The organism is Ruminococcus sp. CAG:379 (genome assembly GCF_000434255.1).
GTDB classification, from domain to species: Bacteria; Bacillota; Clostridia; order Oscillospirales; family Ruminococcaceae; genus Ruminococcus_F; species Ruminococcus_F champanellensis.
This window is the reverse complement of the sequence record NZ_FR894794.1, coordinates 1-1,583: the sequence shown is the minus strand read 5'-3', so window position 1 is coordinate 1,583 and position 1,583 is coordinate 1. Positions and strand designations below refer to the sequence as shown.

Here is a 1,583-nt window from a genome sequence, read left to right as displayed (position 1 = left end):
TTCGTTTTTGGCGATTTTACGCTGTTTTTCAGTACGACATTCAATCCACACACTGAAAAATCGGAAAAAGCAGTTTCACGCACCCTAAATCGAGTGCGTGATTTGGTTGTCAAAAATCAAAGTGTGCGGATTGGTTGTCAGATGTGCCGTGTATGCCATTTTGCCCTTTTACCTGTTTCCGCATACAGCAAAATGAGTGTGCAGGGAAATATACTTGAAAAGGTCAAGTGCCAATTATCCGCATAAATACGTCGTTTTAGGCTTTCTGCCGTGACAGCAGAACCACGCACTCAACGGTATTACCTTTTTCCCACAAGAGCCGCCTTACCTCTTGACCATCCCGATATATTGGGAAATTAAACTCTATCGACTTCAAAGGCTGCTCTGACTCCCCATTTGGATATATCTGAATTTCTTTTATAAGATAAGTAATAAGGCTTTTCTTTTCCTCGTCACTTATTATATCATAGAGCTTTCCGAAATTCAGCATAAGCTTGTAAATATTGTCCAGAGTGATTGTTTCCATTTCGATAGAACTTTTTCTCAGCTTTGCATCTTCAATCCGTTCTTCCAACTCTACAATCGTATCATACAAGGCATCAAGTCTTAAAGTCATGTCGTGGATTTTCCTTTCTCTGAAACGAGCAGCAATAGGCAGATTATCAATCTCTCGTTCCAGACGGGCTTTATTCAAATCTACTTCTTTCAGCTTACTCTCGTAATTGGCAAGTTCCTTATCAATAGCTGTTGTATCGGTCTGTACGCCAATACGCTTTTCAATCTCTTTTGCAAAATACTTATCGCTTACCAATTCCTTAACAGCTTCAATTACAAGTGGCTCAATATCTGTTTTTCTTAGCGATGCTTTATAATCACAATGATGTCCTCGCTCCTGCTTATTTCTACCACAAATATAATAGTAAACCTCTTTGTATGTGCCGTCTTTATTTGTCCAAGCGTGTTTGTTCGTATACATTGAACTTCCACAAAGGGGACACTTTAATATCCCCGTCAAAAGGTGTGACCTATCCTTACCGATTTTGGATGGCTGTTTAATTCCTGTTGCCATACGCTTTGCGTGAACCTTTTGCCACAATTCCTCGCTGATAATTCCTTCATGTTGTCCATCTTCCAGAATGTAATCCTCTGCATGAACCTGCTTATATTCATTTTTTGTACCTTTTACCTTTTCTCGTGTTCTTCTGCCATAAGCAATCTTTCCACAATAAACAGGATTGTCTAATATCAACCGTATAAAATGACTGCTCCAAGTTTCCAATGTGCCGTTCTGACGAGGTATCTTCTTTATACCTTGAAGATTAAGATATTTTGCTACTCCGCCAAGTCCTATATCAGAATTAGCAAATTTATCAAATATAATTCTGATTGCTTCAGCTTCCGTTTCTTCTATCAAGAGCTGATTGTCTTTCAGATAATATCCGTATGGTGCAAATCCACCATTCCACCCACCTTGTCGTGCTTTTTCTCTCCGTCCATTCATTGTCTGTTCAATGATATTTTCTCTTTCTATTTCTGCAACCGCAGACAAAACAGAGATTAAAAGTTTTCCACTTGTCTGTGAC

2 protein-coding genes are annotated in these 1,583 nt (G+C 39.0%); one reads left to right on the top strand and one right to left on the bottom strand.

Annotated features, from left to right (window positions below; all coding sequences use genetic code 11):
• The coding region (locus QVO51_RS00215) for a hypothetical protein (RefSeq protein ID WP_288167648.1) at positions 1-246 on the top strand (246 nt) is incomplete at its 5' end.
• A 10-nt stretch (positions 247-256) separates the two neighbouring features.
• Here the strand turns inward: QVO51_RS00215 and QVO51_RS00210 are convergent.
• On the bottom strand, positions 257-1,583 hold a 1,327-nt coding region (locus QVO51_RS00210; RefSeq protein WP_288167647.1), incomplete at its 5' end, for a recombinase family protein.